Origin of the sequence: Psychromonas sp. SP041, assembly GCF_000470315.2 — a bacterium.
In the GTDB taxonomy this organism is placed as follows: Bacteria; Pseudomonadota; Gammaproteobacteria; order Enterobacterales; family Psychromonadaceae; genus Psychromonas.
In genome coordinates, this window is sequence record NZ_CBRF02000016.1 from 71,249 (window position 1) to 96,452 (window position 25,204).

Consider the following 25,204-nt stretch of genomic DNA (forward strand, 5'->3'; position numbering starts at 1 on the left):
TTAAAGGAATTGAAAATGTTTAATAAGAAAATTTCAAGGTTATTTTATATTTTACCATTAGTGCTTGGGTTAGCCGCTTGTGGGCAAGAAGATGATACACAAGTGATCAAAGTAGGTGCAACTGTTGGCCCTCATGCTGAAGTTGTTGAAGCCGTTGCTGCTGAAGCCGAAAAACAAGGTTTGAAAGTTGAAGTGGTTATATTCTCTGACTATATCACGCCTAATGCTGCGCTTGCGGATGGTAGTCTTGACCTTAACAGTTATCAACATCAACCGTTTATGAGTAACTTTAATAGTAATAGTGAGCAAAAAATCGTTTCTATTGGTCACTCTATTTTAATGCGTATGGGTATCTACTCAAGCAAATACAAATCTATTAATGATTTACCGGATAATGCAAAAATTTCAATTCCTAACGATCCTACTAACGGTGGACGTGGTTTACTGTTATTGGCGGATGCGAAGTTAATTACATTAAAGCCTGATGCGGGTGCAAAAACAACGGTTTACGATATTGTTGATAACCCTAAAAACTTTGAATTTATTGAAGTGGAAGCGGCTCAGTTACCACGTACATTAGATGATGTTGATGCCTCTGTTATTACGATGAATTATGTTATGTCTGCTGGCTTGAGCCCTGCTGAGCAAGGTATTTACCTTGAAGCAAAAGATGCTGAGTTTGCTGTCATGAATATTGCGGCGCGTGTTCAAGATAAAGATAATGAAACTTACAAAAAGTTTGTTGAAATCTTTCAAACACAAGCGACGCGTGATTTTCTAGATAAAACATATAAAGGTACGATAGAAGCTGCTTTTTAATTTTATACTTTAGCTTTGAATCATCACCTTATTCGCTTAGCTGATAAGGTGATGCTTTATAAAGGTTAATCCTTCCTTAAATCAAAACCCTTTATTATATCGTTTGTTGTGTGGTTAACTGTTGACGGTAAGCTTTTGTCTTAGCTGGGTGTTTCATTAATAACGTCAGTACTAATGATAGGGTGAGTAATGTCATTATCACGTAAAAAGTGGGTACAAAACCACCGAAGATAGACGCAACAATCGATCCCGTAATACTACCGATACCAAACCCCAAGTAAATCACACCATAGTTTTTGGTTAAATTATTTAAGCCGAAGAAGTCACTTATGAGTGAAGGGAACACCGTAATGGTGCCTCCGAAACTAAAGGCAATACAAGCAACGGCAAAGTAAAATACATTGCTGCTAGGTTCGCCAAAGATTAAAGAAGCAACGCCTGCAAAACTCACTAATATGGCAAACGAAATCACTTTTATTCTTTCAACTTTGTCTGACAATACACCTAATACAAGTCGACCTGCTAAATTTGCAATCGCAATAACTGCAACCGATGTTGCGGCAGAAGTGACTGATAAATGAATGTAGTTTTCACCAATATCTTTAGCGACGCCAATTACATACAAACCACTCATACAGATTGATAAGAAAACAGTTGCTAGCATCCAGAATTGAGGCGTTCTTATTGTTTGCGATAAGGTAAATTCACCGGAATTGGTTGGCAGTTTGTGTTGTTTGTTTGTTGGTGCGGTTGTTTCGACAGTCTGTTTCGGAGCATCACTCATTAATAAACCACCGAAAATAACCATTACCATGGCAATCATTCCCCAAGCAGAAAAGGCTTGAGCTAAGCTAAAGTGCGTCAGTAAGTACATATTAATAAATTTAAAACCAAGGCTACCTAAACCATAGGCTCCAATCGCACAGGCAGATACCAATCCTTTATGTTGTGGGAAGTATTTAACACAGTTAGATAGAGTCATTAAATAGCCCGTACCATCTGCAAAGCCAACTAATAAACCGATGCAAATATACAGCGATATTAAGTTGGTTGCGTGAGAGGCGAGCAATAAACTCGCGCCAAGTAACACGCCTGCACCAATGGTGACATTTTTAACGCCAAATCTATCTTGTAATTTACCCGAGATAGAAGAAGCAAATGCGAGAGCTAAACTAAGAATACCGAAGGAAAATGCAATTTGGCTAACAGGTTCGTTAATTTTTTCAGCGAGAGGGGAGTTAAATAAGCTCCACGTATAAACCGAACCTAAGGCAAATTGTGCAATGACGGTGCCTATTAAAGTAAGCCATTTTTTTTGATGTGACGCGATAGTAATCATAATGTGAACCCCAGAAATTTAAAATATTAAAAAGTGGATGAAGACGATTTTCTCGCTTCTGATAGGTTCAAAATACAACGTCTGAAAAGCATTACAATATGTGTGGGAAAGTAAAAAATGAAATGCAATTCAATCACCATGAATTGCATTATTTGGGCGTGAATTACAAACTCATGATTTTTCGAAACTCTTTTATATTACCTCTACTGACTGATATTTTAGTTGGGTGATGATGAAATTTAAGTAAGTAGGTGCTATTCACCCAAGGGATGATCTCTTCTATACGCTTTAAGTTTACACAGTAAGAACGATGACAACGAAAAAACTGGCGTGGCGGTAATTTGTTAACTAGTTCGCTAATGTTATAAGGCGCAATAAAAATACCTTCTTCAGTATGTACTTCAGTGAGTTTCTCTTTTGCTTCTGCGTAAATAATGTCATCTATTGGCATGACCCGTATGCGATTATCTCGAGATAGATTAATGGTATTGGTTGATGTTTGTATAGGATCCTCAGCCATTAAAGAGGTGGCATGAGCTTCAAGCTTTAATAACAGACGCTTTACTCGTTGTTCATCTAAAGGCTTAAGTAGGTAATCAAACGCTTCTAGCTCAAAAGCTTCTAATGCATGTTCTTTATAAGCCGTGGTAAATACAATTTGTGGAGGTTGTGCGAATTGATGGATATTACGCGCTAATAACATGCCGTTAATAGAAGGAATGTTAATATCAAGAAACACGATATCAACCGTATTGCTCTGTAAATAAGTAAAGGCCGCTAAACCGTCGTCAAAGGATTCTATTACTTCAATACGACTATAGGTCTTAATTAAGTAGTTAAGCTCTTCACGGGCTAGGTATTCATCTTCAACGATGATTGCTTTTAACATGCTTCCTCCTGAATATCATTGGCATCGAAAGAAACACTCGTACCAATGTCTTGACGTTGGATCGTTAGGCCTGAACCATAAAGTAAACCAACGCGCTGGTGTACATTAACCATTCCGATGTGATGACTGCCCATAGAGCCTTTATAAATCCGTTCGATAACCTCTGTTTTTATGCCTACGCCGGTATCGGTAACTGTTACTTTTACCGTTTCTTTTTGTTGTTTTACTGAAATGGTCACTGTACCGGGTGTACGAGAAGGCACAATGCCATGTTGAATTGCATTTTCAACTAACGGTTGAATCAGTAGAGAAGGAATCTTGATATGGACAGGGTCGATATCAAATATTACCGTTAACTTATTACCAAAACGTGCTTGTTCAATAGCAACGTAATCTTGTACTTGTTGGATTTCTTCTTGAATATCAATTAATTCATCGCCTTTTTCTAAATTGAAACGTAAAAAGTTGGCAAGGTTTGCAATCAATTGTCGTGCTTGATCTGGTTTAATTCGTACTAAGGTAGAAATTGCATTTAATGCATTAAATAAGAAGTGTGGGTTAATTTTATTTTGTAAGGCTGAAAACTCAGCTTTGCTAGCCATGGTTTTAAGTTGTTCCATGTTCGACACTTCGATTTGTGTTGAGATTAGATGGGAGAGACCAATGGCCATTTCACGTAACGCATGGCGAATTTGGTGTGGTTGGCTGTAGAAGATTTTGAGAGTGCCCGTCACTTTACCATTTCCCCATAACGGGATAATAAGCAGTGAATGAAATTCATGCACATTAAGATTGTTGTTAATGATTTGTTTGCCTAAATCGACCGCTTGTTGTGTCATGTAACTTATCTGATGATGGGAATCGAGAAAGTTTTCTTCACCTACCCCTACATAAGCTTTTACATTACGAGTATCAGTGATGGCAACGGCATCAGCACCTGTTTCTTGTTTAATAATTTCACAGACTTTAACTAAAGAGTCACGATCGTTTTTTCGGAAATGGGGTAGGGTTTTATTTGCAATATTAAGCGCTTGTTTAGCTTGTAGTGCTGCGACTTTATCTTTTTCATCATCAATACTTTGCACTAAAGTAATGATCAAACCAATGCATAAGGTGCCAGTGATCATTGGGATTGAGATTTGTTCAACGATTGAGATAGCTAATGCTGAATTTTTGTTAAGCAACAAAATTAATATCATAGTGAGTAGTTCACACAACATACCAGCAGCAATACCATATTTTGCATAATCTTTTTTATCACAGCGCTGGTGGATCCAGGTTGCAAGTAAACCAGCTAGAATGCTGGTAATAAGGCACGCGAGTGATGTTGGGCCATCAATGTCTATCCAATACCGATGGACACCTGAGATTAACCCTGCTGCAATCCCAACCCAAGGTCCAAATAGAATACCACCACAAATAATGGCAATGATTCTTACATTAACCACGGAGCCATAAACATTAATCCCGGTGTAAGTGCTGAATACCGCAAAGCAAACAAATAATAATAGGATAATGGTAATTTCTTTGGGGGTGCGCTGACGTTTACTGATGATTTTTTGAAAAAGCTGAGTTCTAGTGAGTAGAAAGAGTGCCATTAGCATTAATGCGGCACGTTCAAAAACAGCAAGTAGCATGGTGAGTTGGTCTAAATACAAATTAACCTCGAACAATAATAGATAATGTCCCCTAGTTTAGTGCTTGTATGTCTGGCACGTTATGAGGAGGATCAAGTGATAGTTTTGAAAAAATGAATAGATAAAAATTTACAGTCTTTTAAATACATTTAAATTATTTAAATTATTTAACTTTTAACGCTATGAATAATTAACGTTTTCCCTGATTCATTTCATCCATTGTATGCTTTTTATTTTATTCGTAACTAAATTAACTCGATTACATATTGATTAAAACCTTCATGTTGTTATGGTCAGGCAAACGGTAGCGACTTTATCTAGGAAGTTACTCTATCTTATTTTCTTCTTTATTCTGATTAGGTTGTTTTATGATATTAGGTTGGGCACAGCTCATTGTCGGCGTTATGTTGTGGGTTCTTGCTATTGCAGCAGGCATTGCATGGATCGGCTTTTGTTTTGGTACGATCATCATTGGTATTCTGCTTTTATTTTTTGCTCCTCGTATTCTTATTTTCCCTACCGCCTTTATTTCCGTGTTTGCTAATGGTTTTTTACTGGTTGGGTTAGTTAATATTAAGAAAGGGGCGCGAGATAAAGATATTATCGATTCAGAAGCTGAATGGGTTAAAACCGATGACGATGATGATGATTACAACAATGACCACAGTGATAACAAGAACAATGGTCATAATAATAAAGAACCAATCGCAGGGCTTCTTGAAAATAAGAAAGATAAAGAATAAAGCTTGATAGACTATTAAGCTAAAAATAACAGCTAAAATGGAAGAACAATGGAAATAACCAGAGGCAAGGAATTCAAGTCAGATAAAGCTTGGGGCGCAAAAGACATTGCTAATATGAATGGCATTACGACCCGTTTACATTGGACAGACAAAGCCTATAAGTGGCACGTAAACGATGGGCAAGAAGTGTTTGTGGTGTTAGATGGGGTTGTTGAAATGTTTTATAAAGAAAATGGAATAGATCAATCTTGCATTCTTAATTCAGGAGATATTTTTTATGCGTCTATTGGCACAGAGCATGTTGCCCACCCAAAAGGAGAAGCAAGAATATTGGTTGTTGAGTCAGAAGGTAGTGTCTAACTCATCTGTTCATTATTGGCAGTACTAAGCTATAACTCTTTCTGGCATTCCTTAACACTAAGGCCTTTTAGAAAGCTTTGTTTTATTTTTTGTTCTTGTGATTCTGATAGTATGAATGGCATTTGTTTACTGTTAGTCGCTAATTGGCGGATAATACGACGGCGATATATTGCTAAACGATTGATGTGCATGAATAAACCTGATCCTGCAAATACGAGTACGCCACAAATTATATAAAAAATTAGCATGTTATCTCCTTCGTTTATTTATACTTAGAACAGTGTCTCACATCATTTTACTTAGTTAAAACTTTATTCAAGGAAGAATAAGTATGTCGTTAGCGAGTGTCTTACGATTAGTGTTATTAGCTTCGATTTGGGGTGGATCGTTCTTATTCATGCGTTTAACTGCAAATAGCTTAGGCCCTGCAGTGTTAATTGAAGGGAGAGTATTCGCTGCTGCATTATTTTTGTTGTTAATAAGCCTTTATCTTGGCCGCACATTACTTTTTACTTGCCATCTTAAGCATTTCTTTATTATTGGTGCATTTAATACGGCTTTTCCTTTTTTAATGTTCGCTTATGCAGCGCAAACATTAAATGCATCCACCTTAGCGATTCTTAATTCAACAGCTCCACTTTTTGGTGCTGTTATTGCTAGTTTATGGCAAAAAGAACCTTTGAAATTAAAAGCAGGTCTTGGGTTATTAGTTGGTATGTTAGGTGTGTCAGTATTAGTCGGTCAGCATGCAATGACGCTGGGTGAAGAGGGGCTATTAGCTATTTTAGCCTGTTTATTAGCTGCTTTTATGTATGGTGTGTCTGCTAATTATACCAAGGTAGCTCCAGTTGTAGCTCCGTTTGAAAATGCACATGGCAGTCTGTGGGCTGCGGTGATTATAGTGTTACCTTTATTGCCTTTTATGCCAATACGAGATCCTATTACCTTACCAATTAGTATGTCTGTATTAGCATTAGGTATTGTATGTACTGGTTTTGCTTATTTATTATACTTCCGATTGGTGAAAGATGACGGTCCTGCTTCTGCTTTGTCAGTTACTTTTTTAGTGCCGTTATTTGGAATTGTGTGGGGGCATCTTTTTTTAGAGGAAGCGATCGGCTTAAATACTTTATTAGGGGCTTCATTAGTTATTGTCGGTACTATTTTGGTAACCGGTTTTTCCTTTAAAAAGGCGTTAAAGAAACGTTGAATATTCAGTACAGTAGTATAGTCTGGATAATTATTTTTATGTTTACACTATTATGTTAAGTAACAGATAAATTTAATATGAAATTTTTATTTTTATAATAAATTCATCTACTTGCTATAAATGGAATTTAATTTGCAAAATATATTGTTTGTTCGTTTAAGACTTTTCTTAATTATTTTATCAGGTGTTTTGTCAACGCCTTCCATAATGGCTAATCCCTTCGATTTATTCTCAGTTAATACGGGGTCATTTCTATATCATGCACTTCCACCTGACTCAGATTCAACTCAATACTTTAATAATCAATACTTTTCTATAGAGCGTAAGCTTAATGCTGATTCTGATTACAGTATATTAGTGGGTACCTTTATCAACAGCCAAAATAATCGCTGTGCGTTGTTAGGTGTCCGTAAAGATTGGTATCGAATTAATGATAAGTTGGTGATTAAAGGTGTTTATACTTATGCTGGTGAGTTTTTTATAGATGCTTTTGATAATTGTGGTGATGATGGCTTTTATCAAGATATGAAAGACAATACAGGTCTTGCTTTTGCCCCATATATTTATCATGCCGCTCAATACAACTTTACTGATTATTTTGGCGTCGAAGGAGGGGTAATATTACCTGGTATTTTATTGATGAGTGTGCAGTGGAGTTTTTAATTATATTGTTGTATTAGTTGGTTTATTTTAAAAAATACTGAATCCTATAAGTGCTTAATTTAAAGCTGATTAGGTGTCTGATAAACAACCACAGACACCTTTCAAAAACTATTTTATAGCGCTTTAAACTCTACATTATACTTTCCTAAACCTTCATATTTAATCTCTGTTGATTTGATTGGTACTTCAATCGCGCCAGCATAAGAACCAGTAATAATAGCTTGGCCTTTTTCTAGGTTTAAACCATTTTTACACATGAAATCAACGAACCAGTAAATTGGTGCTTGAGCTGATAGGTTAGGGTGTTTACCGTCATAGCTTGCGTCATCGATAGATAACTTAATTTCAGCAGCATCGTATGCTTGTGCTTTAGTTATTTCTGGTCCTACAAAAATACCTTGGTTTAATAGGCAGTCTGCTTGTCTATCAGCGAAGATAAGGTCGTCGTTAGGTGCATAGCGGCGTTGTAATAGCTCTAATGCCATATGTGTAGTTGCAATTGCAGCGTCAACTTCTGCATCTGTATAACCTTCTGCGCGTGCAGGTAAATCAGTACCTAGTACAAATGCGATTTCAGGTTCGATTAATGTTTTACCTGGTTCTGTTGATTTAACGAAACAGGTGCCACCTTGTTGTACTGTGCCTTCTAAAACAGGACCAACAATAATTTGTTCTGGGTTTAATGGAACTAAACATTTCCAACCAGCTATCTTTTTACCACTCGCTTTAACGGTTGCTGCTTGAATTGCAAGTGCATCTTCAAAGTTAGTTGGACGACATGCATCAGGTAAAATGCCACCTTTTTCGTTGCTCTCGCGGCGAGCTAATAATTCTGATGCAGCTTGTAAACAAGCTTCTGCGCTTAATGTTTGAGTATTTTTATTAGTCATTTTAAGTCTCTTTTAAATACAGGCTATCGCCATGAATTGTGAATTAATTATAAGTATATTAACGTCAAAGCGATCGAAAAGTTAGTATTTGTATGACTTTTTAAATAGTTTGTTATCAAAATTAGATTTAAAGCGTAGTGATGGAACTAATGCAGATAGTTTTTCATTGAAATTAGATATTTTTTGGCTGTTTATTTATCATTAATCTTGTATGAAAGTTTAGTGGTGCTTTTGTTCGTCTTTTTATCGATGACTTTTTATATGATCAGGCATGGGAAAGGGGCGATTGGTGAAAAGGTACTTTGGGTGATTTTTTCAGTGGCGTTATATAGAAGTATCATAGATAGTTCACTGTTAAGCTCTCTATCATTAGTGCTCACAGCGATTAGCGACAACTTACTAACAAGTCAAATAATGGACTATCTAACTTGTTAGTAACGTGACAGAGAGAAAGTTAAGGTTCTTTTATTTAGTCAGTTTTTTCATTTGACACTACCTAAACAATTCTTTTTTATTACTCTTCTTCTATTAGTAATTGTGTTGCTTGGATATTATGTTGCTGTAAAAAACCAAGTAATTTCACCATGTGCTGTACTTCAGCCGTTTTATCGGCAGCAATAACCCATTGTGTTGCTGGCTTTTCTTGTACTATTTGTATTAGTTTTTGCTGGAACACTGACCAGTCTGGAAGTTTTTCTCCATCAATCGCCCAATGTGGTTCTGAGCTTAGTATGTTAATGGTCACTGCTTTATTATCGACGACTTGAACAGCACTTGTATCCGTTGTCGGCAAATCAACTTGTAAAGATTGTAATTTAATATTCGCAGATAGCATTAAAAACACCATTACAATAAAAATAATATCCAATAACGGAGTAAGATCAACCTGCGGTAACTCTGATTGATTTGGACGTTGACTGCGTATCACGATTTTACTTCCTCAGCTTTTATTACTGTTTTAGCTGTACGTTTTTGTTCTGGGAAGCTCACACCTTGTAACCATAGATTACAAAAGTTAAGCGTAAACTCTAAACGGTAAGTTACTTTATTCGCCCATAAACCTAATAGCTGTGCGCCACAAATAGCAGGTAGAGCAATTAATAAGCCAGCAGCTGTTGTACGCATTGCGATACCTAAGCCATCGGCTAAGTCATTTGGCGTTACCGAGCCAGTTGTTAATGCAATGGCTTTAAACATTTCAATTAATCCTAATACGGTCCCTAATAAACCAAGTAATGGACTGATAACACCAATTAAGGCTAATAACTTTAAACCACTATGCAATTCTTGACGCTTATCTTGCACCCAAATACTAGCGGTGTCCTCACGTAATTGTTGGCTAAAGTGTTGGTGTGCAAATAGCATTGCAATGCCACGCTTAGCGAGGTTCTTTTCAGTTTTTAGTTGTTGGCTAAGTAATTCTAATTGCTCGCTTTCTTTTGGATCATGTCCTGCTAATAACTTCTTTATTTCTTTCTTACTTAATGAGCCTGAACTCAATAGTTTTAATAAACGTTCACTAATGATCATCAGTGTTAATAGAGAGCAGATAATTAAAGGCCAAGTCATTAAGCCTAGTTGTTCTTGTACTATGTTGAATAAAGTCATTGTTAATCCAGTTTAAAGCTAATAGGTATGTAAATACGGTGTGCGATACTTTTGCCATTGATGGTATGAGGAGAAAACTTCCATTTTTTAATTGCTTTTAGAGCAGCTACATCAAGCACTTTTGCGCCTGATGAGTCCTTCAGCAATAATTTCACTTGTTTGCCTTTTTCATCTAACCAGACTTCATAGGTAACCGTTCCCTCTAACCCTTTACGCTTAGCTAAACGCGGGTATTTAGGAGGTGTTGGTTTACTTAAAAAACGGCTTTTTTGTATCAGTTGTGGTTTTTCTTGTAAGCCATCACTTTTTTTCACAGTTTGTTGTTTATTTTCTGTGATCTTTTCTTTTGGTGCTTTTTTGGTTTCAGTCGGTGCTGCTTTAGCAATCGGTTCTTTAGGCTCAACTACTTTTTCAGTTGGTTTCTTGACGGGAGCCGGTTTCTTTTCAACTTTTGCAATGACTTTTTTGGGCGTCTCTTTTTTAACTTTTTTAGTCACTGTTTTTTGTTTAACAATACGCTTTTTGACTGTTTTTTTAACCGGTTTTTTCGTTTCTACTTTTTTAGGTGTCGGTGTTTCGACAACCGGTTGAGGTTTCTCTGGAACAGGCGTTTCTACTTTTTTTGGAGTAGGCTTTATTGGCGTCGCAAAACTAATGCTAACGCTTTGTGTTTGCTGGCTGAGAGGCAGTGCCATTACTGGTTGATCTAGTAATGGTGAAAAGATTAAAAAATGGATCGCAACAGATAAAAAACCCGCACTGATATAACGAAACATAGGGCCAGAACTCCATACAAAAAAACAAAATAGATGTAACGATACTTATTATCAACTAATTCAATTATGAGATCAATTATCATTTACATTATCTTTTTGTCTTTAATGAGATATTTTTACTTTTATAGTGATAATTCGTATTCTTTTTTGTTTTTTAATGGAATTTACTGGCTAGTGTAGTTAATTCATACTTTATTAAACTATATTGAGTGATGTCTAAGTTAGTCTAAGTGAGTTTACAGATCGTTTAATTTGAAGTTTAAAGTGTGAATTTGTTAAATACATCGTCGAATTGAATCAATGTTAGTGCTTAAATCATAGGAAAGTGTAATGGGGCAATCATCAATAAAACAACAATATTTACGTGAACTATTAGATCCTGAAATTCGTGCTTTTATGAGCAGTAAAAAAACATTACAGCTAGCCACAGTGGATGCTAATGGGCGACCTAATATCAGTTATGCACCATTTATTCATGATGCAGACGGTTATTATGTATTAATTTCAGAAATGGCTCGACATACTCAAAATATATTCGCTAATCCAGTCGCTTCTTTAATGATGATTGAAGATGAGTCAAACGCGAGTAATTTGTATGCAAGAACGCGATTAACTTTTGATGCGCATGTACAGATAGTTTCACGTGAAACTGATAAATGGTCTGAAATAATCCCTTTGATGATTGAAAGGTTAGGCAATACTGCTGAGTTGTTGGCTCAACTTGGTGACTTTCATTTAATTCAGTTAAAAATCGAGGAAGGATTATTTGTTAAAGGGTTTGGGCAAGCATATAAAGTGTCATCGGATGATTTAGTGGATTTTGTACACTTAAAAAAAGGCCATACTTCACTTGATGAAAATGATTAAATATTTGTAAAGGTGACTTAGAAAAGAGAGTAAACCTTTTATATCCCGGTTGTGTTTCTCCTGCTATCACTAAATTGCACGTTTATTCAGATAGCTTAACTGTTAGAATGCGTTTCGTTATTTTATTTTAGACTATCTCGGAAACTACTATGTCAGAAGCTACGCTTAATACCATTGAAGATTTTTATGTATTGTTATCAAAAAGTATTGAAAATAATCAGGTCGTTAAACTGTTATTAAGCAAATATAGAGGCGCAGATAAGAGTTTAAACCGTGTTGCAATTCGTCCTATTATTTTACAAAATGAAGCGGTACTTAGTTTTGTATATGAGCATCAAACCAACCATATTACTAAAAACTATAGTTATAAGTTGGCATTGTCTGAAATTAAATCGTTAGTCGGTGAGGATTTCAAAAGCGCTTATTTAACGTTATTAGATGCAGAAGTACAGATCGAATTTAGTAAAAAAGGTAAATTGAAAATCTCACAACATCAAGCAAAAAAACAACAAACTGCCGTCGCAACTCATAACCGTGAAAAGAATCGTTTTGTTGATATACAACGTCCATTTTTAACGGCATTAAAGGTGACGGATAAACAGCAAAAACTGATCCCTGCTATGTCTAATAAGTGGAAGCAAATCAATAAGTTTATTGAGGTGTTTAGCCAGGCATTGGATGTTTCCCCACATGATAAAACAACACCACTTAATGTCGTTGATTTTGGTTCTGGTAAAGGTTATTTAACGTTTGCCATTCATGATTACCTTCGTCATACCTTAAAGAATGACGCGCAAGTGACGGGAGTGGAGTTACGCCAAGCATTAGCTGATTTATGCAATGAAACTGCATCTACTTTGGATCATCAAGGTTTAGACTTTGTTTGTGGAGATGTAAAAACGCATGCACCAAAACAAACAGATGTAATGATTGCATTGCATGCTTGTGATGTCGCTACTGACTATGCCATTCATTATGGTATTCGTGCGAATGCGAGCATCATCATGTGTTCACCTTGTTGTCATAAGCAAATTCGTCCGCAAATGCAAAGTCCTGAATTATTCCAGCCAATGTTGCAATTCGGTGTTCATTTAGGTCAGCAAGCGGAAATGGTGACGGACTCATTGCGTGCGCTATTATTAGAAGCCAATGGCTATAGCACGAAAGTATTTGAGTTTATTAGCTTAGAGCATACTAATAAGAACAAGATGATCTTGGCAGTGAAAAAAGCCAAAATAAACCCTAAAGAACAAGCTAAAACGTTGACTCAAATTGCTAATATTAAAGCGTATTATGGTATTACAGATCATTGTTTAGAAAGCTTGTTAAAAGAAAGTGCAGTGTAAGACTGACTGTGATTTTCATTTTCATTTTCATTTTTATTTTTTAATTATTAAGGTAATTTAACCCTCTCTTTTCTCACTTAAATATTTTAAATATAGCGATGAAATTATCTATTTAAGATTTTTATCGCTTATTTTATCTACAACTTATGCGATGCTCATCGCGAATCCAATAGGGTTATTTTTATTTAACTTGCTCAAAAATAAAGCAACTCTATACTGATTAAAGTGTGTATTTTTAAGTGATGTAGAAAAAGAATCATAGAATACTCAATCCTTTCCACATTATGATGCTCATTTTCTTTAGCACTTTTTATTCACTATATAATTAATTTTTCCCCATATGCTTAGTTTAAGTATTCGTCTAATAAACTATTTTAGGGAAAATTTTATTGTTTTTGCTCATTACTAATGGACATCGTTACGATGTTGGAGGTGGTTAATGAAAGAAAGACTAGCAATAATAGAGGGGGGGCGTAGTCCCTTTTGTAAAGCGGGTTCAGCGTTAAAAACAATGCAGGCTGATCAATTAGGGGCGGTGGTCGTTCGAGAGCTAATGGCGCGTTCCGTGCTCGATTATCATGATATAGATGAAGTGATTATGGGTAACGTTGCACAGCCTGGTCATGCCGCTAATATCGCTCGAGTAATCGCATTACAAGGTGGGTTTCCTACTAGTACTTGTGCTTATACAGTGAACCGAAACTGTGCGTCGGGCATGGAAGGAATGACAACGGCTGCGAATAAAATATTTGCTGGGGAAATTGAGACCGCGTTAGTTGGCGGTAGCGAGTCGATGTCCAGCATTCCTTTATTGTACAGCCCGCAAATGACTCAGTTTTTTCTGCGTATGATGCAAGCTAAAACCCCAGTCGCTAAACTCAAAGCACTTTCTCAATTCCGTTTACCTTTTCTAAAACCAATTATTGGTATTGAACTGGGGTTAACTGATCCTGTTTGTGGTTTGAATATGGGTGAAACAGCGGAAGTCTTAACTCGTGAATTTGGAATCACACGAGAACAACAAGATCAGTTTGCTTTAAATAGTCACCAACAAGCCATTAAAGCACAGCAAGCAGGTAAGTTTGAAGATGAAATAATCAGCATTGCTGTTGGGCCTCAATATCAACATATTCAACATTTAGATAATGGTCCTCGAGAAGATCAAACATTGGCTAGCTTGGCCAAGCTTCGTCCTTATTTTGATCGCTTAGCGGGCAGTGTGACCGTTGGGAATGCATGTCCAATTACTGACGGCGCTGTTGCCTTGACGGTAATGTCGGAATCTAAAGCAAAAGAGATGGGGTTAACACCATTAGGTTATCTAACTGATTATAGTTATGCAGGTTTGGAAGGCAGTCGAATGGGATTAGGTCCTGTTTATGCGACGGCTAAGCTATTACAAAAGTCAGGTTTAGCAATAAGTGATTTTGACTTAGTAGAATTAAATGAAGCTTTTGCAGCACAAGTGATTGCTAATCAATACGCTTTCGCTAGTAAATCATTTGCTCAACAATATTTACAGTCATCGCAAGCTATCGGTGAGTTAGACCCAAGTAAGTTAAATGTTAATGGTGGTGCGATTGCATTAGGTCATCCTGTTGGTGCAACGGGTGGGCGCTTAATATTAACCTTATTACATGAACTAAGACGCCAAGGTTTACAGCGTGGTTTAGCGACCCTATGTATCGGTGGCGGTCAAGGTGCTGCATTAGTATTGGAGGTCGAATAATGAAACACATTCAAATACAAAAGAATGATTGGTTAATTCGAGTTACGTTTGATTATCAAGATCAAGCTATCAATAAACTGTCAGCTGAACTAATGAAAGAATTGTTTGATGTTATTAAGGATATCGAAACGGCCCCACAAAAGGTGGTGAGCTTTGAGAGTGCTAAAAAAGATATCTTTATTGCGGGGGCGGCTATCGAGGAGCTACAGAAAATAGATAGCGTTGAAATGGCAAAAGAGAAAGCGCAACAAGGATTAAAAATTTTTAAAGCCCTTGAGCTATTGCCACAAACAACTGTCGCTATTATTGATGGTGCGTGCGTTGGCGGTGGTTGTGAGCTCGCATTAGCATGCAATTTCCGCTTAGCCACCGATAACCCAAAGACTAAGATAGGTTTACCTGAAGTTAAGTTAGGTATTCTTCCTGGGTGGGGCGGTACACAGCGTTTACCTCGTTTAGTCGGTTTACCTGAAGCATTAGCCATGATCCTACCTGGTAAGCTATTACCCGCAGCAAAAGCTTATCGTATTAAGTTGGTCGATAAAGTTATTTCATCTATACAGCTTGAACAACAAATAGATCAATTTTTAGAAGACTTGAGAGAGACTCGCTTTCAAGAAAGCTTGCTTAGTAGGAGAGAGCCTAAAAGTCTTGCACAAACAACAATGGCTGCTGCAATGGACTCGCATTTAGCTCGTTTATACATTTTGAAAAAAGCCCATCAGAATGTCATGAAAACAACTAAAGGTTTATACCCTGCACCATTAGCTGTTTTGGAGGTTTACCGTAAAAAGTGCAATTTTGAAGAGGGTATTCAACGAGAGCTTAGTGCTTTTTCTAACTTAGCGCCTACAGATGTCTGTAAAAATCTTATTTCGTTATTTTTCCTTAACGAACAAGTTAAAAAGGAGCAAAGAGAACGTTATCCACAGCCTGAAACGTTACCGACTTCCGGCGCTGTTTTAGGGGCTGGCGTTATGGGAGGAGGAATTGCTTGGTTAATGAGTTCTAAAGGGTTATCGGTTCGTATAAAAGATATTAACTGGGAATCTATTCAATTAGGTTATCAACAAGCCGCTGATTATTTTAATCAACTTAAAAAACGCCGTCGAATTAAACAAGCAGGAATTGATACTGCTATTAATCGTATCGGGGCTTCTCTCGATTATACGGGATTTAACCATGCGCAAATTGCTATTGAAGCGGTTGTTGAGGTTATGCAGGTTAAAAAGCAAGTATTGAAAGAGGCTGAAGCAGTTTTACCAGAAAGTAGTTTGCTATGTACCAATACGTCCGCGTTATCAGTAACAGAGATGGCCACCGTGTTAACTCGCCCCTCACAATTTTGTGGTATGCATTTTTTTAATCCTGTTAATCGTATGCCATTAGTAGAAATTGTTAGAGGTGAGCAAACCAGTGAAGAGACGATTGCTAAAGCTGTTGCGATCAGTAAAGCCTGGGGGAAAGTGCCTATTGTGGTTAATGATTGTCCTGGTTTTTTAGTTAATCGTATTTTATTACCTTATTTAAATGAAGCCGCTTATTTATTACAAGAAGGAGCTGACATTGAAAAAGTTGATTCTGCAATCACTACATTTGGTATGCCGATGGGACCTTTTCAGTTAGCTGATGAAATAGGTATAGATGTTGGTTATAAAGTAGCTGCTATTTTAGAAGCTGGTTTTGGAGAGCGGATGGCGGTTGCACCTATACTAGAGCATATTCATGGTTCCTTAAAACTTTCAGGTAAAAAAGGCGGGCGTGGTTTTTATCATTATAAAAATAAAGAAGTCGAAGTGAACCAGTTGTTGTATCAAGCTGACTGTGTTGCAAGTAGCAAAGACTTTAGTGACCAAGATATTATTGATCGTTTAATGCTAGTGATGGTCAATGAAGCGGCACATTGTATTGATGAAGGTATTGTCGAAAACCCCGGACAGCTCGATTTAGCGATGATCATGGGAACAGGTTTCCCTGCTTGGCGAGGAGGTTTGTGTCGTTGGGCCGATAGTATTGGCTGTAAAGAAGTTGTGCAACGATTAGATAAATTACAACAACAAGTGGGTATTCGTTATCAAGTTTCGCCTTATTTACAGAAGTGTGCAGATGAACAGCGTGGTTTTTATTAATAAGAATTGAAAAAGTGACTAATTTAAATGTTTAATTAAGGAGCTGTTATGAGTTTTCCTGAAGACAAAAAAGTAGTGATTGATACGTCTAAAATGAGCGATGAGAAAGCGTCATCGTTGAACCTTACCGAAGCTGCGCGTGATTCTGTATGGGAACACCCAAGTTTTGCAAAATCTTTATTCATGGGGGAGTTTAAATCGGATGCTATTTTCCCTTTTCCTGAGCAAAGCAAAGAAGACAAGTTAGTAGGAGACCAATTAGTAAAAGAAGTAGGAGTGGTACTCGCTGATACATTAGATGCTGATTTAGTTGATGAAACTCGTACTATTCCCACTGAAGCGATGCAAGCTCTCGCTAAGGTCGGTGTTTTTTCGATGAAAATACCTAAAGAATATGGTGGGTTAGGATTATCCCAAGTTAACTATAACCGTGTCCTTATGGCGATCGCCAGTCATTGTGGCTCAACGGCTGTACTTGTTTCTGCCCATCAAAGTATCGGTGTGCCGCAACCTATTAAGTTATTTGGTACAGACGATCAAAAGCAACGATTTTTACCACTATTTAAAGAGGGTGCTATTTCTGCTTTTGCATTGACAGAACCAAGTGTTGGCTCTGATCCCGCTCAAATGGAAACAACAGCAACCTTAAATGCAGCCGGCACACATTATCTTATCAATGGTGAAAAACTTTGGTGTACTAATGGCCTCATCGCAGACTATTTAGTTGTGATGGCCTGTACCGCGCCTAAAATTATTGGAGATAAAGAGGTTAAGCAAATTTCAGCCTTTATAGTGAAAGGTCAAAGCCCAGGAATTAACATTAAGCATCGTTGTGATTTTATGGGGATACGTGGCATTCAAAATGGTTTGATTGAGTTTAAAGATGTAGAAGTACCTGTTGGAGATAGAATTTTAGAAGAAGGCCAAGGTTTAAAAATCGCATTAGCGACATTAAACACTGGTCGTTTAACGATTCCTGCGGCTAGCACGGGTATGGCAAAACAATGTCTTAATATGACTCGTCGTTGGGGAGGTAAGCGTGTGCAATGGGGTTCGCCTATTGCAAAACATGAAAAAGGCTCAAATCGTATTGCTTATATCGCATCAACAACTTTTGCCATGGAAGCCGTTACTTGGGTAACTAGTTTTATGGCGGACAAAGGCGATGTTGATATTCGTATGGAAGCGGCTATGGCCAAGTTATTTTGTAGTGAAATGGCGTGGAGTGTGATGGATGAAACGGTACAAATGTTTGGTGGCAGGGGGTATGAAAAAGCCAGTTCATTAAAAGCACGTGGCGAATTACCTTTCCCAGTAGAGCGTATGTTACGTGACTGCCGTATTAATCGTATTATTGAAGGTACAACAGATGTAATGGAATTATTTTTAAGCCGAGAAGCGTTAGATACTCATTTATCTTTGGCTTCTGATTTAATTAAACCTAATGCTGATTTTACGACCAAACGTGATGCGGCTTTTAAGTTGTTTAAAGAATATGCTGCTTGGTATCCTTCGCAAATTATCAATAAAGAGTTTATTGAACAATTTACACACAGTGGAAAACTAGTTGAACACATTAATTATTGTCAGCGTACTTCACATCGCTTAGCAAGAGTATTGTTTGAGCAAATGTTGGTACATCGAGAAAAGCTAGAATTACGCCAAGAAACATTAGGGCACCTTATGACCATCGGTTGTGAAATATTTGCCATGTCAGTGACTTGCTCTTATGCTAAAAGCCAAGCTAAAGCAGGTAATACGAACGCCATTTCATTAGCAGATCATCATTGTGTATTAGCATCAGAAAGAATAGAAGGGCATTTCAAAGCATTATCAACTCCTCAACGAGTAACTGCAAAAACGATAGCGGATGATATTTTGAGTAATCAATATCAGTGGCTAGAAGAGGGGATTTATCCAGTTGCACCAGAACAATAGTATTTGAAGAATAATATATTATCGTTAGAAGGCGTTTAAAGTAAGGTATGGTTATTTAACGCAATGCCTTACTTTTTAACGTTGTTGCTGTGCTTTATTATTAATGTCGTTAAATTGACTAATATAGTTAAATGCTAAGACTTAAAAGTATGACGTTGTTTATCTAAGTTAACTACTTTTGCATTCTCTGTATCAGTATTAATAATAATGCCTTCTTGTTTTAGAAGCGCTATTTTTTTATCAGTACCTAATGCAAACTTACCGATGTTGCCATTACTATTGACCACTCGATGGCATGGCACGACGATTACGTCCGGATTTTTTGCCATTGCATTACCCACCGCTTGATATGCTTTACCACCAAGCTGATGAGCAATATCTGCATAGGTTACAACTTTACCTGCTGGTATTTGACGCAGTAAGTCGTAACATTGTTGATTAAAAGATTTATTTGAATCCATTGATCTCTTGTTCCGTTAAAAAGCGTGATTCTCCTAACGCTAGGTTATGGTCTAATTCGACGTCACCTATTTGCTCTCTGTGCAGTTTAGTTACATAGTTACCTACTGCAGCAAACATACGTTTCACTTGGTGGTATTTACCTTCACTAATCGTTAATAACACTTCTTTTTCACTCAGCACTTCTAATTTTGCTGGTAAACAAGCTTGGCTTTCACTTTTAAGTTGAATGCCTTCAGCAAAAAGTGTAATTGCATCTTCACTGATTGGGTCTTGCAAAGAAATACGGTAACGCTTTTCACACTTCTTACGTGGACTCGTTACTTGATGCGACCATTGGCCATCATCTGTGATTAAAATTAAGCCTGTTGTATCTGCATCTAAACGACCTGCGATAAATACGTTTTGTTTTTTCTCTATATCGATAAGGTTTAATAAACTAGGCATTTGCTCATCAACATTCGAGCTAATAAAGCCAGGTGGTTTATTAAGCATAATGTAGCGAAAGCCTCGAGTTGTAATTACCTGTCCTTTAAATGCAATAATATCGTCAGCAACGATTTTGTAAGAACCACTACGTAATGTGCCAGCCTGATTGCTGATTAAACCTTTACGAATAGCACTCTTTGCTTCGCTACGTGTCAATTCTGTTGATTCACAGATAAATTTGTCGAGTCTCATTATGTTGTGTGTTCTCTTATTTGTTGCGTAAGTAAGTCATCAATACATTTTTTTACGAATGCTTGTGCTTGTTTTTGTCCAGTAAAATGGTGTTGCTGTATTATTTCTTGCCAACTATGGTTTTGAATTACTTTTTCTACTAAACAACGTTGTTGCTGGGTGTTTAATGTCGCTAATGATGCGCTATATAATAATTCAATTAATAAGTACTCAACATTATCGTAACTTCGATTCGCATTGACATAACCTGATAACGCTTGTTGTGTCGATGCTTTCAATTGATCGAATGCAATTTGTGGCCATAATACGATAATTAATGATGAATCTAATTGTCTAAGCTGTCGGCTAAGCTGTACTTTAACCTGTTTATGGAAATCAGTCTGTATTTGATGATGTAATTCTTTACCTTGTTGGCTTAAAGGTAAGTTCACCATGAATGAATGTTGTCCACTGCTCTTATCTTTGCGAATTCCAATACGTAAAACTTGTAATTCATGACGTAACCAAAATTGTAATAAATTATCACTGGCTGCAAAGCTAGCACTCAAATGATCAAATTGCTGTGTAGCGGCCCAATTAATTATCCATTGTAGTAATTGACTACCTAATCGTTTCTTTTGTAACGTTGGTTGAACAGCAATACGTTGAATACGAGCAAATGAATGGGTAGCTGCATTTTTAAAACCACTGTGGAAAGTTAATGATTGAGCAATTAAATGTCCGTTAGGTCTGCGTTTACCTTGATAGATTTGTTCGCTTGTTGTTTGATCAAATTCACCTTCATTATTGATTAATGCAACGGCTAATATTTGTTTGCCTTGTTGCATCGCAATAATCGTTAAATTTTGATCGTTTAATAAAGCCGCTAAGTCCGAAGGCTTTGTTTGATAGTGCGCATTGACTAAAAGTGAGAATAATTGATTGAGTAGTTTAGGTTGTTGGAGTAACACCTCTTGTTCAATGATCGAAATGGTTGAATTAAGGTCGTGTTTATTTATTACAGTTTGTACCGATTGTTCAATGAGACATAAACTTGAAAGCATAAATGTCTCAATAGGATCGTTTTCAGCCCAGCGTATCGGATGAGTAAGAGAAAAAGAACGCCATTGTGGAGCTATATTATTTAACTGTTGTTGAAAGCGTAAAGCAAATCCTCGTCCTGACCCTTCATAACCAAACTGTGTTGTCGCAAAGACAATTCGTGAATAACGCTTTGTAAACGTAATTAACAACTTGAGAGGAATCGCAGCGGCCTCATCAATTATTAGTAAGTCACACTCTGGTTGACCATAATTTAAGGCATCGGGAGGCATGAAAACAAGCCGTTGTAAATCATCCGTGTTTATTAAGGTTAATGTCGCATGCTTATATATAGTAGTCGCAGCTTGTTTACTTGGAGCACAAATTATAATTTTAGATAAACCTTGATTGATTAAGGTTGCTGAAGCAATGCCTAAGCTAGCTGATTTACCTCTTCCTCTATTTGCTGTAATCACTAAAGGTCGGCGCCGATGTCCTTTAACTGTGTTAATGATTTGCCTAATCGCCTGTTGTTGCTCTTCTATATATAAGTATTGATTAGAAGTAGGGGGGATTAGCTGCTCATCTATTAATAAAGATTGCTGGGTATCTTTCAATATCGGGATTTGATGGTTAATAAGTTGTTTCTGCATATACAATGAAAAATTATCATTTGTAGAGGTTTGTTCCGGTAACAATAAAACAATAACCGAACCACCACATACAGCCCCTTCTGCAGCTGCAAACATATTTGCATCGAATTGTTGATGCATATTCATAAATAGCAAATGGACATCTTGCCCTAGCAAAGATTGATAATGACAAGCTTCAACCGAAGTAGGGCTTTCACCACACCATTTATAATCACTGTTTTCAAACTCAATAATTGCTGAGGCTTGCTCAAAACACCATTGTAGAGTTCCTTGAATACAGCACAACTGTCTATGGTTAGATTGCTCGGCTAAAGATTTAAGTTGTTGGTAAAATTGAGTGGCGACAGACACAAGAGATCCTAGTGGTGATAAAATGAATGATAAACATCGAATAAGTATAAAATGTAACATAAAAAAGGATCGCTAATATCAGTAACGAAGGGATCCTTGTCGTTATAGAGCCAAGCAGATCCTTTTGAATGTTTTTTAAACAAACTAACAATAAATGCTTGCCTTAGTTTATAGATAATGTATTATACGCCCACTTGCCAATATGGCGGGTGGGTTTTTTAACCCCATAGCCAGATATTGGTTATCAAAAATGTCTCCCAATTGGGGAGCTACTAGTTTGAATATACACTTGAGATCTATCTAGCATAGGTTGTCAGGTGTTTATTTGTATGTTGTATTTTTAACTATTGGAGTTTTGGTCCATGCAGAACCAAAGAATCCGTATCCGCCTTAAAGCTTTTGATCATAAATTGATCGATCAATCAACGGCGGAGATCGTTGAAACTGCAAAGCGCACAGGTGCTCAGGTACGTGGTCCTATCCCACTACCTACTCGTAAAGAACGTTTCACAGTATTGACTTCACCGCATGTAAATAAAGATGCGCGTGACCAATATGAGATTCGTACTCACAAGCGCTTGATTGATATCGTAGAACCAACTGAAAAGACTGTTGACGCACTTATGAAGCTAGATTTAGCTGCTGGCGTTGATGTTCAAATCAGCTTGGGTTAGAAAGGAGTTAAAGCAATGACAATCGGTCTAGTAGGTCGTAAAGTTGGTATGACTCGCATCTTCACTGAAGATGGTGTTTCTATCCCAGTTACAGTTCTTGAATGTTCACCAAATCGTGTTACTCAAGTTAAAACACTTGATACTGATGGCTACCAAGCTATTCAAGTAACAGCTGGCTCTAAAAAAGCAAGCCGTGTAAACAAGCCAGAAGCTGGTCACTTTGCGAAAGCAGGTGTTGAAGCTGGCCGTGGTCTCTGGGAGTTTACTCTTGGCGACAACGAAGGTGCAGATATCAAAGTCGGTGCTGAGCTAAGCGTTGAGCTATTCAACGAAATAAATAAAGTAGATGTTACTGGTCAATCTAAAGGTAAAGGTTTCCAAGGTGCTGTTAAGCGTTGGAATTTCTCTATGCAAGATGCGACTCACGGTAACTCTATTAGCCATCGTGCTCCAGGTTCAATTGGCCAATGTCAAACACCAGGGCGCGTATTTAAAGGCAAGAAGATGGCTGGTCATATGGGTGCTGAGCGTGTTACGACTCAAAACCTAGAAGTTGTTCGCGTAGACATTGAACGCAACTTACTGCTCGTTAAAGGTGCAGTAGCTGGTGCGAAAAATGGCAACGTATTCATCAAACCTGCTGTTAAAGCATAGCCGAGGAGTTAGTAATGGAATTGGTATTGAAAGATGCACAAAGTGCTCTTGAAGTTTCTGACACTACCTTTGGACGTGAATACAACGAAGCCCTTGTACATCAGGTAGTCGTTGCATATGCAGCCGGTGCTCGTCAAGGTACTCGTGCTCAGAAAACCCGTAGTGATGTTCGCGGTGGTGGTAAGAAGCCATGGCGTCAAAAGGGTACTGGTCGCGCACGTGCAGGTACAATCCGAAGCCCTATTTGGGTAGGTGGTGGTGTAACTTTTGCAGCTCGTCCTCAGGACCATAGCCAAAAAGTTAACAAAAAAATGTATCGCGGTGCTGTAAGAAGTATTCTGTCTGAGTTAGTTCGCCAGGATCGTCTAATCGTTGTCGAAAAATTTACTGTAGAGGCTCCTAAAACTAAAGAGCTTGCAGCTAAATTAAAAGACATGGATCTTAAAGATGTTTTGATTATCACTGAAGAGTTAGATGAAAATCTATTCTTAGCAGCGCGTAACTTGTATAAAGTTGACGTTCGTGATGTTCAAGGTATTGATCCAGTAAGCCTAATCGCGTTTGATAAAGTTTTAGTAACTGCTGATGCAGTGAAAAAGATTGAGGAGAGCCTAGCATGATCAGTGAAGCACGTTTACTGCAAGTTATTCTAGCCCCGCATATCTCTGAAAAGGGAACTTTATCTGCTGAAAACCATAACACTATGGTATTCAAAGTTGCAGGTACTGCGACTAAAGCAGAAGTCAAAGCGGCAGTTCAGAAGTTATTTGATGTTGAAGTAACTGGTGTTCGCACACTTAACGTGAAGGGTAAAACCAAGCGTTCAGGTCAACGTATGGGTCGCCGTAGCGACTGGAAAAAAGCATACGTTTCTCTGGCTGAAGGTGCAGACATTAGTTTCGATGGCGCTGAGTAGAGGAATTATAGATGGCTATTGTAAAATGTAAGCCTACGTCTCCAGGTCGTCGCCACTTAGTTAAAGTGGTAAACAACGATCTGCATAAAGGCAAGCCATACGCTCCACTTTTAGAGTCAAAATCTAAATCTGGTGGTCGTAATAATGGCGGTCGCATTACGGTTCGACATATCGGTGGTGGTCACAAACAACACTATCGTTTAGTTGATTTTAAACGTAATAAAGATGGTATCCCGGCAAAAGTTGAGCGTTTGGAATATGATCCAAACCGTAGTGCAAATATTGCACTAGTACTTTATGCTGATGGTGAACGTCGCTACATCCTTGCCCCTAAAGGCCTGGTTGCTGGTGATATGATCCAATCTGGTGAAGATGCATCAATCAAAGCAGGTAACTGTTTACCGATGCGTAACATCCCAGTAGGTACAACAGTACACGCTGTAGAAATGAAACCTGCTAAAGGTGCACAAATTGCACGTTCAGCTGGCTCATACAGCCAAATTATAGCTCGTGATGGTGCTTACGTTACTCTACGTTTACGTAGTGGTGAAATGCGTAAAATCCCTGCTGAGTGTCGTGCAACAATCGGTGAAGTTGGTAATGCAGAACATATGCTACGTCAACTAGGTAAAGCTGGTGCTACGCGTTGGCGTGGTGTTCGTCCTACCGTTCGTGGTGTTGTAATGAACCCAGTAGATCACCCACATGGTGGTGGTGAAGGTAAATCTAGTGGTGGTCGTCACCCTGTTTCGCCTTGGGGTGTTCCAACTAAGGGTTACAAAACTCGTAAGAACAAGAAAACTGATCAGTATATTGTTCGTCGTCGCAATAAGAAATAAGTAGAGGTATCGCC

26 protein-coding genes are annotated in these 25,204 nt (G+C 37.7%); 15 read left to right on the top strand and 11 right to left on the bottom strand.

The features are described 5' to 3' along the window. Positions 1-15 precede the first annotated feature (15 nt). Positions 16-819 (top strand): MetQ/NlpA family ABC transporter substrate-binding protein, encoded by an 804-nt coding sequence (locus tag SP041_RS10640; RefSeq protein WP_137297749.1) that lies wholly within the window; start codon positions 16-18, stop codon positions 817-819. A 94-nt stretch (positions 820-913) separates the two neighbouring features. Here the strand turns inward: SP041_RS10640 and SP041_RS10645 are convergent, their stop codons facing one another. The 3 genes from SP041_RS10645 to SP041_RS10655 all read right to left on the bottom strand — a co-directional run bounded on the left by SP041_RS10645 (position 914) and on the right by SP041_RS10655 (position 4,720). Beyond that, positions 914-2,155, bottom strand: coding sequence for an MFS transporter (locus SP041_RS10645; RefSeq protein WP_025563110.1), 1,242 nt, complete (start codon positions 2,153-2,155; stop codon positions 914-916). Between the two features lie 166 nt (positions 2,156-2,321). Next, positions 2,322-3,047, bottom strand: a complete 726-nt coding sequence (locus SP041_RS10650) for a LytTR family DNA-binding domain-containing protein (RefSeq protein WP_025563109.1) — start codon at positions 3,045-3,047, stop codon at positions 2,322-2,324. Next, positions 3,041-4,720: a LytS/YhcK type 5TM receptor domain-containing protein gene (locus tag SP041_RS10655; RefSeq protein WP_276607150.1), complete on the bottom strand. Its 1,680-nt coding sequence runs from the start codon at positions 4,718-4,720 to the stop codon at positions 3,041-3,043. The genes SP041_RS10650 and SP041_RS10655 overlap by 7 nt, the downstream gene beginning before the upstream one ends. Positions 4,721-5,052: 332 nt before the next feature. Here SP041_RS10655 and SP041_RS10660 point away from each other — a divergent pair, with 332 nt between their 5' ends. Both SP041_RS10660 and SP041_RS10665 read left to right on the top strand, forming a co-directional pair. Then, a complete protein-coding gene (locus tag SP041_RS10660) occupies positions 5,053-5,427 on the top strand; it encodes a hypothetical protein (RefSeq protein WP_025563106.1) in 375 nt (124 codons plus the stop codon). A gap of 48 nt (positions 5,428-5,475) precedes the next feature. Continuing rightward, entirely contained in the window at positions 5,476-5,787 is a 312-nt protein-coding gene (locus tag SP041_RS10665; RefSeq protein WP_025563105.1) for a cupin, read from the top strand. Positions 5,788-5,816: 29 nt separating this feature from the next. Here the strand turns inward: SP041_RS10665 and SP041_RS10670 are convergent, their stop codons facing one another. Beyond that, complete coding sequence (locus SP041_RS10670) at positions 5,817-6,035, bottom strand: hypothetical protein (RefSeq protein ID WP_025563104.1); 219 nt, start codon at positions 6,033-6,035, stop codon at positions 5,817-5,819. A gap of 83 nt (positions 6,036-6,118) precedes the next feature. Here SP041_RS10670 and SP041_RS10675 point away from each other — a divergent pair, with 83 nt between their 5' ends. Together SP041_RS10675 and SP041_RS10680 are read left to right on the top strand one after the other, a co-directional pair. Beyond that, complete coding sequence (locus SP041_RS10675; RefSeq protein ID WP_025563102.1) at positions 6,119-6,997, top strand: DMT family transporter; 879 nt, start codon at positions 6,119-6,121, stop codon at positions 6,995-6,997. A 132-nt stretch (positions 6,998-7,129) separates the two neighbouring features. Further along, positions 7,130-7,660, top strand: coding sequence for a hypothetical protein (locus SP041_RS10680; RefSeq protein ID WP_025563101.1), 531 nt, complete (start codon positions 7,130-7,132; stop codon positions 7,658-7,660). Positions 7,661-7,773: 113 nt separating this feature from the next. On the opposite strand, the gene SP041_RS10685 is transcribed toward SP041_RS10680, so the two are convergent. The 4 genes from SP041_RS10685 to SP041_RS10700 form a co-directional block, all read right to left on the bottom strand. Beyond that, positions 7,774-8,550 (bottom strand): hypothetical protein, encoded by a 777-nt coding sequence (locus tag SP041_RS10685; RefSeq protein ID WP_025563099.1) that lies wholly within the window; start codon positions 8,548-8,550, stop codon positions 7,774-7,776. 514 nt (positions 8,551-9,064) lie between these two features. Next, on the bottom strand, positions 9,065-9,478 hold the full coding sequence (locus tag SP041_RS10690) for a biopolymer transporter ExbD (protein ID WP_025563098.1): 414 nt from the start codon (positions 9,476-9,478) through the stop codon (positions 9,065-9,067). Next, positions 9,475-10,158: a MotA/TolQ/ExbB proton channel family protein gene (locus SP041_RS10695; RefSeq protein WP_025563096.1), complete on the bottom strand. Its 684-nt coding sequence runs from the start codon at positions 10,156-10,158 to the stop codon at positions 9,475-9,477. Before SP041_RS10695 ends, SP041_RS10690 begins: the two co-directional genes overlap by 4 nt. A 2-nt stretch (positions 10,159-10,160) precedes the next feature. Beyond that, entirely contained in the window at positions 10,161-10,934 is a 774-nt protein-coding gene (locus SP041_RS10700) for an energy transducer TonB (protein ID WP_025563095.1), read from the bottom strand. 330 nt (positions 10,935-11,264) lie between these two features. Here SP041_RS10700 and hutZ point away from each other — a divergent pair, with 330 nt between their 5' ends. From hutZ to SP041_RS10725, 5 genes are all read left to right on the top strand, one after another. Next, entirely contained in the window at positions 11,265-11,801 is a 537-nt protein-coding gene (hutZ, locus tag SP041_RS10705; protein WP_025563094.1) for a heme utilization protein HutZ, read from the top strand. A 149-nt stretch (positions 11,802-11,950) separates the two neighbouring features. After that, a complete protein-coding gene (locus SP041_RS10710; protein WP_025563093.1) occupies positions 11,951-13,147 on the top strand; it encodes an SAM-dependent methyltransferase in 1,197 nt (398 codons plus the stop codon). Between the two features lie 439 nt (positions 13,148-13,586). Continuing rightward, positions 13,587-14,876, top strand: a complete 1,290-nt coding sequence (locus SP041_RS10715) for a thiolase family protein (protein WP_025563092.1) — start codon at positions 13,587-13,589, stop codon at positions 14,874-14,876. Beyond that, positions 14,876-17,005, top strand: a complete 2,130-nt coding sequence (locus tag SP041_RS10720; RefSeq protein ID WP_025563091.1) for a 3-hydroxyacyl-CoA dehydrogenase NAD-binding domain-containing protein — start codon at positions 14,876-14,878, stop codon at positions 17,003-17,005. Before SP041_RS10715 ends, SP041_RS10720 begins: the two co-directional genes overlap by 1 nt. A gap of 48 nt (positions 17,006-17,053) precedes the next feature. After that, positions 17,054-18,943: an acyl-CoA dehydrogenase family protein gene (locus SP041_RS10725; protein WP_025563089.1), complete on the top strand. Its 1,890-nt coding sequence runs from the start codon at positions 17,054-17,056 to the stop codon at positions 18,941-18,943. Positions 18,944-19,077: 134 nt separating this feature from the next. On the opposite strand, the gene SP041_RS10730 is transcribed toward SP041_RS10725, so the two are convergent. Genes SP041_RS10730 through SP041_RS10740 form a run of 3 tightly spaced genes read right to left on the bottom strand, consistent with a single transcriptional unit; the run spans position 19,078 to position 22,107 of the window. Further along, complete coding sequence (locus tag SP041_RS10730) at positions 19,078-19,404, bottom strand: MGMT family protein (protein ID WP_025563088.1); 327 nt, start codon at positions 19,402-19,404, stop codon at positions 19,078-19,080. Then, positions 19,391-20,083 carry a pseudouridine synthase gene (locus SP041_RS10735; protein WP_025563087.1) on the bottom strand — a complete coding sequence of 231 codons (693 nt, stop codon included), beginning with the start codon at positions 20,081-20,083 and terminating at the stop codon, positions 19,391-19,393. Before SP041_RS10735 ends, SP041_RS10730 begins: the two co-directional genes overlap by 14 nt. Further along, positions 20,083-22,107 carry a GNAT family N-acetyltransferase gene (locus SP041_RS10740; RefSeq protein WP_025563086.1) on the bottom strand — a complete coding sequence of 675 codons (2,025 nt, stop codon included), beginning with the start codon at positions 22,105-22,107 and terminating at the stop codon, positions 20,083-20,085. The genes SP041_RS10735 and SP041_RS10740 overlap by 1 nt, the downstream gene beginning before the upstream one ends. Before the next feature lie 362 nt (positions 22,108-22,469). Here SP041_RS10740 and rpsJ point away from each other — a divergent pair, with 362 nt between their 5' ends. From rpsJ to rplB, 5 genes are read left to right on the top strand one after another with little or no spacing between them, the layout of a single operon-like run. Then, the gene (gene rpsJ / locus SP041_RS10745; RefSeq protein ID WP_025563085.1) at positions 22,470-22,781 is read left to right on the top strand and encodes a 30S ribosomal protein S10; all 312 of its coding nucleotides are present in this window, start codon (positions 22,470-22,472) and stop codon (positions 22,779-22,781) included. Between the two features lie 15 nt (positions 22,782-22,796). After that, positions 22,797-23,435, top strand: coding sequence for a 50S ribosomal protein L3 (gene rplC / locus SP041_RS10750; protein ID WP_025563084.1), 639 nt, complete (start codon positions 22,797-22,799; stop codon positions 23,433-23,435). 14 nt (positions 23,436-23,449) lie between these two features. Next, complete coding sequence (gene rplD / locus SP041_RS10755) at positions 23,450-24,055, top strand: 50S ribosomal protein L4 (RefSeq protein WP_025563083.1); 606 nt, start codon at positions 23,450-23,452, stop codon at positions 24,053-24,055. Then, positions 24,052-24,351, top strand: a complete 300-nt coding sequence (gene rplW, locus SP041_RS10760; protein ID WP_025563082.1) for a 50S ribosomal protein L23 — start codon at positions 24,052-24,054, stop codon at positions 24,349-24,351. The genes rplD and rplW overlap by 4 nt, the downstream gene beginning before the upstream one ends. 11 nt (positions 24,352-24,362) lie before the next feature. Then, the gene (gene rplB, locus SP041_RS10765; protein WP_025563081.1) at positions 24,363-25,190 is read left to right on the top strand and encodes a 50S ribosomal protein L2; all 828 of its coding nucleotides are present in this window, start codon (positions 24,363-24,365) and stop codon (positions 25,188-25,190) included. Positions 25,191-25,204 lie beyond the last annotated feature (14 nt).